The organism is Thermoflexus sp. (assembly GCF_025055495.1).
Lineage (GTDB): Bacteria > Chloroflexota > Anaerolineae > Thermoflexales > Thermoflexaceae > Thermoflexus.
On the sequence record NZ_JANWXB010000185.1, the window covers coordinates 1 to 9,098 of the forward strand.

8 protein-coding genes and 1 tRNA gene are annotated in these 9,098 nt (G+C 64.8%); 4 read left to right on the forward strand and 5 right to left on the reverse strand.

Features of this window, described 5'->3' with window-relative positions; genetic code table 11:
* Positions 1-232 precede the first annotated feature (232 nt).
* The 3 genes from NZM16_RS06380 (at position 233) to NZM16_RS06390 (ending at position 2,943) form a co-directional block, all read left to right on the forward strand.
* Positions 233-1,399 carry an acyl-CoA dehydrogenase gene (locus NZM16_RS06380; RefSeq protein ID WP_367281012.1) on the forward strand — a complete coding sequence of 389 codons (1,167 nt, stop codon included), beginning with the start codon at positions 233-235 and terminating at the stop codon, positions 1,397-1,399.
* Positions 1,400-1,498: 99 nt separating this feature from the next.
* Positions 1,499-2,551 (forward strand): zinc-binding dehydrogenase, encoded by a 1,053-nt coding sequence (locus NZM16_RS06385; RefSeq protein ID WP_295479390.1) that lies wholly within the window; start codon positions 1,499-1,501, stop codon positions 2,549-2,551.
* Positions 2,548-2,943: a hypothetical protein gene (locus NZM16_RS06390; protein WP_295448351.1), complete on the forward strand. Its 396-nt coding sequence runs from the start codon at positions 2,548-2,550 to the stop codon at positions 2,941-2,943. Before NZM16_RS06385 ends, NZM16_RS06390 begins: the two co-directional genes overlap by 4 nt.
* Positions 2,944-3,221: 278 nt before the next feature.
* On the opposite strand, the gene rocD is transcribed toward NZM16_RS06390, so the two are convergent.
* The 5 genes from rocD to rsfS form a co-directional block, all read right to left on the reverse strand.
* Positions 3,222-4,448, reverse strand: coding sequence for an ornithine--oxo-acid transaminase (rocD, locus tag NZM16_RS06395; RefSeq protein WP_295448348.1), 1,227 nt, complete (start codon positions 4,446-4,448; stop codon positions 3,222-3,224).
* Between the two features lie 73 nt (positions 4,449-4,521).
* Complete coding sequence (gene thiI / locus NZM16_RS06400; RefSeq protein ID WP_295448345.1) at positions 4,522-5,709, reverse strand: tRNA uracil 4-sulfurtransferase ThiI; 1,188 nt, start codon at positions 5,707-5,709, stop codon at positions 4,522-4,524.
* A 140-nt stretch (positions 5,710-5,849) separates the two neighbouring features.
* Positions 5,850-5,922 (reverse strand) — tRNA-Val (locus NZM16_RS06405).
* Positions 5,913-6,506, reverse strand: a complete 594-nt coding sequence (gene pth / locus NZM16_RS06410) for an aminoacyl-tRNA hydrolase (RefSeq protein WP_366946162.1) — start codon at positions 6,504-6,506, stop codon at positions 5,913-5,915. The genes NZM16_RS06405 and pth overlap by 10 nt, the downstream gene beginning before the upstream one ends.
* A gap of 469 nt (positions 6,507-6,975) precedes the next feature.
* On the reverse strand, positions 6,976-7,293 hold the full coding sequence (gene rsfS / locus NZM16_RS06415; RefSeq protein ID WP_295448338.1) for a ribosome silencing factor: 318 nt from the start codon (positions 7,291-7,293) through the stop codon (positions 6,976-6,978).
* Positions 7,294-7,618: 325 nt separating this feature from the next.
* Here rsfS and NZM16_RS06420 point away from each other — a divergent pair, with 325 nt between their 5' ends.
* Positions 7,619-8,977 carry an aminotransferase class III-fold pyridoxal phosphate-dependent enzyme gene (locus tag NZM16_RS06420; protein ID WP_295448335.1) on the forward strand — a complete coding sequence of 453 codons (1,359 nt, stop codon included), beginning with the start codon at positions 7,619-7,621 and terminating at the stop codon, positions 8,975-8,977.
* Positions 8,978-9,098 lie beyond the last annotated feature (121 nt).

A 9,098-nucleotide genomic window follows, 5' to 3' on the forward strand; every position in this document is an offset into this window, starting at 1 on the left:
TAAAATCCCCCTCCCCGAGGCTCGAAGAGCCTCGGGGAGGGGGAATACCGGGGGGAGGGGCCCATGGCTGTCGCACTTCTCATCCGTCAGCAGTGAAACTCTAACAAAGAGGGGAGGGGCTTTATCTGCTCTCACCGAGAGGGCCCCCGCTTCGCCCCCCAGCCGGTTGAACTCAAAGAGCGGGAGGAGGAGGCCCATGAGTTCCGAACTGGAGCTTCTGGCGCAAATCGGATTGAACTTCGAGCTCTCCGAAGAGCATCGCATGTTCCAGCAGGTGGTCCGGGAGTTTGCCCAGAAGGAGATCGCTCCGGTGGCCGCCCATGGCGATGAGACCGGGGAGTTCCCGTGGGAAACCGTCCGTCGCATGGCGGCTATGGGGCTGATGGGGATCGAGGTCCCCGAGGAATATGGCGGCCAGGGGCTGGATGCCATCGCCTCCGCCCTGGCGATGATCGAGATCGCCAGGGCCGACGCCGCCCACAGCACGGTGATGTCCGTCAACAACACCCTCTTCTGCTTCCCCATCCTCACCTTCGGCACGGAAGAACAGAAACGCAAATACGTGACCCCGGTGGCCACCGGCCAGGCGATCGGTGCTTACGCCCTCACCGAGCCCCAGTCGGGATCCGACGCGGCCGGCATCCGCACCCGCGCGGTCCGCAAAGGGGACGTCTACATCCTGAACGGCCGCAAATCCTGGATCACCAACGGGCCGGTGGCGGATTACATCATCGTCTTCGCGATGACGGACCCGGAGAAGAAACATCACGGCATCAGCGCCTTCATCGTGGAGACCAACCGCCCAGGCTTCAATCGGGGCAAGAAAGAGGAGAAACTGGGCATCCGAGCCAGTGCGACTTGCGAGATCTACCTGGATAACTACGAATGCCCGGTCGAGAACCGGCTGGGGGAGGAGGGGGAAGGCTTCAAGATCGCGATGACCACCTTGGACGCGGGCCGGGTGGGGATCGCGGCCCAGGCGGTAGGGATCGCGGAGGCGGCTTATGAGGCCGCGCTGGCCTGGGCCAAACAGCGGGAGGCCTTCGGCCGCAAGATCGGGGAGTTCCAGGCGATCCAGTGGAAGCTGGCGGACATGCGGGTGAAGCTGGAAGCCGCCCGCTTGCTCACCCTACAGGCAGCGTGGAAACGGGAGCGGGCCAAGCGAACGGGCGAGCGTTACACGCTGGAGGCCGCGATGGCCAAGCTGTTTGCCAGCGAGGCCGCCCAGTGGATCACCTATGAGGCGATCCAGATCCACGGGGGAATGGGCTACAGCCGGGAGATGCCGGTGGAGCGCTATTTCCGGGACGCCCGGATCACGACCATTTATGAGGGCACCAGCGAGATCCAGCGTCTGGTGATCGCCCGTCAGATCCTGGGGGTCAAGACCAGCTGGTGAACGCGTGCTGGGAATTCCATAATTTGCTGACAAGGTCGGGGCGAGGAGGCCTCGCCCCGACCTTCCCTGCTTCTATCTCTCTGGGCGTGAGGATCAGTGATGAAAGCCATCGTCTTCTATCGACACGGTGATCCGGACGTGCTGGAAGCTGCGGAACTCCCCACGCCCCACCCGGGACCGGGGGAGGTGCTGGTCCGCGTGCGCGCCTGCGCGATGAACCACCTGGATCTGTGGGTGCGGCGAGGGATCCCGTCCCTGCGCCTGGAGATGCCCCACATCCTGGGCTCGGATGTGGCGGGCGTGGTCGCGGAAGTCGGGCCGGAGATTTCCGGGATCGAGGTGGGCGATCGCGTGGTGGTCAACGCCACCCTCAGTTGTGGGCAGTGCGAGTTCTGCCTGCGGGGAGAAGACAACCGCTGTCGTCAGGGAGGCATCTTGGGGGAGCATGTGCGTGGCGGTTATGCAGAATACGTGGTGGTGCCGGCCCGGAACCTCCTGAAGTTGCCGGAGGGTTTCCCTTTTGAGGAAGCGGCCGCGGCCTCCCTGGTCTTCCTCACCGCCTGGCATATGCTGATCACCCGGGGGGCGTTGCGCCCCGGAGAGGATGTCCTCATCGTGGGCGCCGGAGGCGGCGTGAACACCGCTGCGCTTCAGATCGCCAAGCTGGCCGGCGCGCGGGTGATCGTGGTAGCCTCCAATCCCGAGAAGGCGGAACGGGCCCGTGCCCTGGGGGCGGATCACGTGATCGATCGCTCCCAGGAGCCGGATTGGTCCCGCGCGGCCTGGCAGTGGACCGGGAGGCGGGGTGTGGATGTGGTGGTGGACAATGTGGGGCGGGCCACCTGGATGAAGAGCATCCGGGTGCTGCGCCCAGGCGGGCGGATGCTGGTGGTAGGGGCGACCTCGGGGCCAAACCCGGAGGATTTCGATATCCGTTACGTGTTCTCCCGTCAGATCAGCATCCTGGGCTCCACGATGGGGACCCAGCATGATTTCCGCACGGTGATGGGGCTGATCTTCGCTGGCCGGCTCCGGCCGGTGATCGATCGGGTGCTGCCGCTGACCCCGGCGGGGGCGCGGGAGGGCCACCGTCTGCTGGAGTCCGGAGCGGTCTTCGGGAAGATCGTCTTCCAGGTCGACGCGATCGAATGAGCCGATGGCGGCGTCTTCCTGGAGTTCTATGGCTGCTCTACTTCGCCCTGCGCAACGCGGTGCGCGCCGCCTACTACCTGGGGGCGATTCCCCCGGTGTGGACGGAGGAGGGCCTCCGCGGGCCCTGGATCTATCTGGGAATGGCCGCGCTGGCCTGGGCGCTGGCCTTCGGGGCGGCCGCCGGCCTCTGGTGGCGGAGGGGGCCGACGGCCGCCCGGTGGATCCTGGGGGGGATGGTCCTCTATCAACTCCATGGCTGGGTCCACCGGCTCTTTCTGATGCGCAGCCCATTCATTGCCCAGAGCCACGGTTTCGCGTTGCTGGTCAGCCTCCTCACCCTCATCGGGACCGCGTGGTTCCTGGGGCTGGTCCACGGGCGAAGTCGCGTATAGAGAGGATTTCCAGGGTTGCGGCTCGCCTTCCGCAGCCTGCACTCCCAGAAAGACAAAGAACACCATGGTCAACTTCAGACGTCGAGCCCCATCCAGGCGCCCTTGGGAGGGAAGCGGGCCACGCCCCTTCCCCGTGGGCCCTGGGGAAGGGGGAGAAAAAATCTTCCTGGGGGCTGGGTCACCGCCTTCAGCGGCGCCCCAGCCCCAAAACCCACGGGAGAGCAGGGGCACGGAGAGGAGAGAAGAGGGGAGAGGCTCATCCAGCCTTGGATTCAGGCTCAGGGGGTTGCCTCCTCGAATACCTCCTGGATCTGATCCAGCGCCCAGTCCAGATCCTCCTGGGAGATCACCAGGGGCGGGGCGAACCGGATGATGTGTTCATGGGTGTCCTTCACCAGAACCCCCCGCTCCTTCAAGGCCTCGCAGAAGCGCCGGGCCCCACCGGCCTCCGGGTAGAGCTCGATGCCGATCAACAAGCCCCGACCGCGCACCTCTTTAATGTGGGGGCTTCGGATGGCCCGCAGGCGTTTCAGGGCATGCTCGCCGAGCGCCACCGCCCGTTCCGGCAGGTTTTCCTCCACGATCACCCGGAGCGCCTCCCGGGCCACCGCGGCGGCCAGCGGGTTGCCGCCGAAGGTGCTCCCATGGTCGCCCGGTCGGAACACGCCCAGGATCTCCCGTCGGGAGACCACGGCAGAGATCGGCACCACGCCGCCCCCGAGGGCTTTGCCCAAGATCACCATGTCGGGTTGGACGTCTTCCCACCACGAGGCAAGCAGCTGGCCGGTGCGCCCCAGGCCGGTCTGGATCTCATCGGCGATGAAGAGCACGTTGTGCCGGCGGCAGATCTCGGCGGCCCGAGCCAGATATCCCGGCGGCGGCACCCGCACACCGCCTTCTCCCTGAATCGGTTCCACCAGGAACGCAACGGTGTTCGGGGTGATCGCCCGCTCCAGCGCTTCCACATCCCCATAGGGGATGATCACGAAGCCCGGCGTATAGGGTCCGAAGTCCTCCCGATATTGGGGCACGGTGGAAAAGCTGATGATCGTGGTGGTCCGGCCGTGGAAATTCCCCTCGCACACGATGATCTCCGCTTGATCCTGTTGGACGCCCTTCACCCGGTAGCCCCATTTGCGGGCAGTTTTGATGGCGGTCTCCACCGCCTCCGCTCCCGTGTTCATCGGCAGAGCCATCTCATAGCCCAGCAGCTCACACAGTTCTTTCAGGAACGGGCCGAGCTGATCATTCCGGAAGGCCCGGGAGGTGAGCGTCACCCGCCCGGCCTGCTCGATCAGGGCCCGGATGATGCGAGGATGGCGGTGGCCCTGGTTCAGGGCCGAGTAGCCGCTGAGGGCATCCAGGTAGCGACGGCCTTCCACATCGTATACCCACACTCCCTCCGCCCACGCGATGACCACATCGATGGGCTTATAGTTCGGCGCGCTGTAGGTGTCCTCCAGCTCAATGTAATCGACGGAGCGAAGCTGGATTTGAGTCGACATGATAACCTCCTCGTGGGAATGGATTTTGTGGGCTGTAGCGCCGCGGGAAACGTTGCTACAGTTCACAAAACGCTTAGGAAATGGGAACAGGAGTTTGATCGCTGACCGGAACGCGCATGGCTTGGGCCAATGCCTGCTGCGCCAGCTCCTCGATCCGCACCCGGCTTTCGATCTCCCGCACAATCTCCAGAGAGGGGCGGGTGACCACGCGGGGGGGCATCAGGAACTGACAGCAATCCTCCCCCGGCAGGATCGAGAGCTCATACGTTCCGATGGCGCGCGCCCAATCGATGATCTCCACCTTGTCCAGCCCGATGAGGGGTCGCAGGATCGGCATGGTAGCAGCGTCCTCGATCGCCGTCAGGCTCTCCAGGGTTTGCGAGGCGACCTGCCCCAGGGAATCCCCGGTGACCAGGGCCAGCCCGCCTTCCCGCCGGAGGATCGATTCCGCCACCCGCACCATCAGCCGCCGGTAAAGGATCAGCCGGTAGGGTGCGGGGGCAGCCAGGACGATGGCGCGCTGGGGCTCCCCGATGGGCACCACATAGAGCCACGGAGGCATCCCGTAGGGGCGCATCTGGCGGACGATGGCCATCGCCTTGGCCTCCGAGGCGGCCCAGTCCCCGAAGGGCCCGCTATGGAAATGGATCGGGATCACCTCACAACCCCGTTTCAGCATGAAGTAACCCGCCACGGGGGAATCGATGCCGCCGGAGAGGAGCAGGCCCACCCGGCCGCTGACGCCCACCGGCAACCCTCCAGGGCCCCGATGGCGCGCGAAGTAAACGAGCGCGGTGTTCATGGCGATTTCGATGTAGGCCACCCAGGCCGGCTCCGAGAGATCCACCCGCCAGCCGGTCTGGCGCTGGACCGCCGCCCCGATGTGCCGTTCGATTTCCTGGGAGGTCAGGGGGAAGGATTTATCCGCGCGGGAGGCCCGAATGCAGAAGGAGGGCACGGGCTCAGAGGGAAGATGGCGAAGGACGATTTCCGTCAGGGTATGGAGGTCTTTGGAAGCAGGGATCGCCGGGGCGAAGTAGGCGATCCCGAACACGGTGCGCAGGCGCTCGACCCACCAGGCCTCCGGGACCGGGCGCGGGAGCCGAACGAGGAGCCGTCCGGGGAGACGCTCCACAAAGGCGGGCCCGATGTCCTGCAGGCGCTCCTCGATCCGCCGGGCCAGCGTTCGCTCGAAGAACCCCCGGTTATGCCCTTTCAATCCGATCTCCGCATAATGCACGACCGCGTATCGGCTTTCCATGTTTCCTCATTTCCCCCTGATGGCGTGCGCAGTGCGCCCCGATGGGCGCAGCGACATCAGCGCGTGATCGATGCATCCCCATAGGCGTCGAATATCCCGACATAAAGAAGGGGCGCGCCATGCGCGCCCCTCCTCTGGCATGGGCGAGGCAGGACTCGAACCTGCGACCCTCCGCTTGTAAGGCGGATGCTCTCACCCCTGAGCTACTCGCCCGTCTTCCCCATCGGCTGCATCGCCGGCTGGGCGTTAAAACGGTTCATCGCTGCCTCGAGCCCCTCCTCGATAAACGTGCGGATGGCCTGCGAAGCCCGGTGGAGCACACCTTCCAGGATCTCCTCCTCGTCCGGCCGGAAATCCTGGAGCACGTAATCGGCCGGGTTCATATGGCCCGGGGGGCGCCCGATGCCGATACGCAGGCGAGGGAAGTCGATTGTCCCCAACGCCTGGACGATCGATTTCATCCCGTTGTGACCTCCCGGGCTGCCCCGGGGCCGCAGCCGGATCGTCCCGAGGGGGAGATCCATATCGTCATATACAACCAGGACTCGGTCCAAAGGGACTCGATAATACGAAACCAGGGGGCGCACTGAGCGCCCGCTCAGGTTCATAAACGTCTGAGGCTTGGCCAGGATCACCCGCTGGCCCGCCAAGCGCCCCTCGGCGATGAGGGCCTGATGCAGGATCCGCCGGAAGACCATCTGATGGGCCTGGGCGAACACATCCACGACCCGAAAGCCTACGTTGTGGCGGTTGCGCGCGTATTCGGGGCCCGGATTTCCCAGCCCCACAATCAACACCGGGAACCCTTCCAGGGCATCCTCTTCGCCATCTTCCCCGGGCGCTGGCTCCGGCCGAAGCGCCTTCAGGATGCGATCCAGGCGCTCCAGGGTGTCCTCATAGTGCAGGGTCACTCCGTCTTCCTCCCCACGGTCTCAGGTTTGAGGGTTCCACCGCAAAGAACCCACAGGGCATGCCATGGGCAACTTCAGACAATGGGTCCGACCCAAGGGCCTTCAAGAGAGGAACCGGCCAGGCCCCTTCCCTCCTTATCCCCCTCCCCAGGGCCCAACAGGCCCTGGGGAGGGGGGAGAAACCCTCTTTTGGGGGCTGGGGCACCACCGAAGGCGGCACCTCAGCCCCAAAACCCGCGGGAGGGATTAGAAGTTGCCCATGGCGCAGGGTATGTTTGCGCTGCCAGGCTCCCTGCGCGCCCTTTGGGCCCTTGATGGCTTGCTCTGTCTTCACCCTCCTCCCTGTGCGGTTCCCTCACTGAGCTCGAACCAGGATCGGCGCCCCGCGCCACAGGGATTCCAGGTCATAATAGCGGCGCTGGGGAGGGGCGAAGATATGAACAATAATGTCCCCATAATCCATCAGCACCCAGCCCGAGGCCGGGTCCCCCTCCACCCGAGCGGGGTCCATCTGATAGCCCCGCGCCGTGGCCTCCGTAATGCCTTCCACAATCGCTTTCAGCTGTCGCTCCGAGGTTCCCGTGCAGATGATAAAGTAATCCGCGAAGGCGGCGCGGGTTCGGATATCCATCAACACCACATCCATCCCCTTTTTGTCAAGGATGGCATCCACGATCCGATGGGCCAGATCCAGGGTGTTCAGGGATTCCCCTCCTGAATAAGGTTTCGCCGGGACGGCGCCGGTTGGCGGAAGCTACCTGTGCCACTATCATTCTATCACGCAACGGAGCCTGTTGCCGCTCCGGCGATCCGGGCGCAGGGGAGTCGGGTTCAGGCCGGGGGACAGGGATCTCGGAGCGGTCTCGGTAACCTCTTTCCCTCAACTCCCTGCGATTCCTTAGAGGACAGAGAGGGGGATGGACCCTTCCCCAGGCCAGAGCTGTTGTCGTTTTCCCGCCCCGGGTTCCCGCGCAAAAATCTCGCACCAGGAGGCCGCCATGGTTGAAACCGTTTCCAGGATGGGCGAGATGGGCGCTGAGGAGATCGTCGCCCTCTGTCGGCGATACACCATTTACGAATGGTCCGCCCAGGACGCGATCGATCCCATCCCGGTCGTGCGGGCGAAAGGGGTCTATTTCTGGGACGCCCGGGGCCGCCGCTATCTGGATTTCAACTCCCAGCTGATGAACGTCAACATCGGCCACGGCGACGAACGGGTGATCCGGGCGATCCAGGAGCAGGCCGCCCGGCTGCCCTATGTGAACCCATTCATGGCGACGGAGCCCCGCGCCCGCTTGGGCCAGATGCTGGCGGAGATCGCGCCAGGGGATCTGAACAAAGTCTTTTTCACCCTGGGCGGGGCGGACGCCAACGAAAACGCCATCAAGATCGCCCGTCTGTATACCGGCCGCCACAAGATCATCGCCCGCTATCGGTCCTATCACGGCGCCACCGCCGGCGCCATCACCCTGACCGGGGATCCCCGGCGCTGGCCGGCGGAGCCCGGCATCCCTGGGGTCATCCATGTATTCGATCCCTATCGCTATCGCTGCCGCTGGTGCATGCGGGAAGCGCGATGCACGCTGGACTGCCTCAACCACATCGAGGATGTGATCCAGTTCGAGGGTCCCCACACGGTCGCGGCGGTGTTCATCGAGACGGTCACCGGGACCAATGGGATCATCGTCCCGCCGGACGGCTACCTGCAGGGCCTGCGGGAGATCTGCCATCGATACGGCATCCTGTTGATCTGCGATGAGGTGATGAGCGGCTTCGGCCGCACCGGGGAGTGGTTTGCGGTGAACCACTGGAATGTGGTTCCCGACCTGATGACGGTGGCCAAAGGGCTGACCTCGGGCTATCTTCCCCTGGGCGCCGTCCTGATGGCGGAGCGGATCGCCGAGTTCTTTCGCGAACGCCCCTTCCCAGGAGGCCTGACGTATAACTCCCATCCCCTGTGTCTGGCTGCGGCCATCGCCACCTTGCAGGTCTATCAGGAGGATCGTCTGATCGAGAACGCGCGGCGGATGGGGGAGATCCTGGCGCGGGAGCTGGCCCGTCTGAAGGAACGACATCCCAGCGTGGGGGATGTGCGGAGCATCGGCCTCTTCGGGGTGATCGAGCTGGTCCGGAACCGCGAGACCCGCGAGCCCCTCGTTCCCTTCAACGCTCGGCCTTCGGAGATGGGGATCATGAACCGTCTGCGGGAGTTCTTCCTCCAGAACGGGCTTTACACGTTCATCCGCTGGAACACCTTTTTCACCAATCCGCCCCTGTGCATTACAGAAGAGGAGCTGATGGAGGGCATCGAGATCATCGACCGGGGGCTGGAGATCACGGATGACGCGGTGGTTTAAATAGAGGCAGGGCTCACCTGGAACGGATCGCGCTTTATAAATCCCCCTCCCGGCGGCCCCCCCGGGGCCCCCGGGGGGGGGAGGAAAGAAAAAACCCCCGGGGGGGGGGGGGCGGGCGCCC

What these genes read in the sequence shown, in the direction of transcription:
- thiI (WP_295448345.1), bottom strand. Translation starts at nt 5,709, where the DNA reads ATGGAAAGCCGATACGCGGTCGTGCATTATGCGGAGATCGGATTGAAA.
- NZM16_RS06390 (WP_295448351.1), top strand. Translation starts at nt 2,548, where the DNA reads ATGAGCCGATGGCGGCGTCTTCCTGGAGTTCTATGGCTGCTCTACTTC.
- NZM16_RS06385 (WP_295479390.1), top strand. Translation starts at nt 1,499, where the DNA reads ATGAAAGCCATCGTCTTCTATCGACACGGTGATCCGGACGTGCTGGAA.
- NZM16_RS06420 (WP_295448335.1), top strand. Translation starts at nt 7,619, where the DNA reads ATGGTTGAAACCGTTTCCAGGATGGGCGAGATGGGCGCTGAGGAGATC.
- rocD (WP_295448348.1), bottom strand. Translation starts at nt 4,448, where the DNA reads ATGTCGACTCAAATCCAGCTTCGCTCCGTCGATTACATTGAGCTGGAG.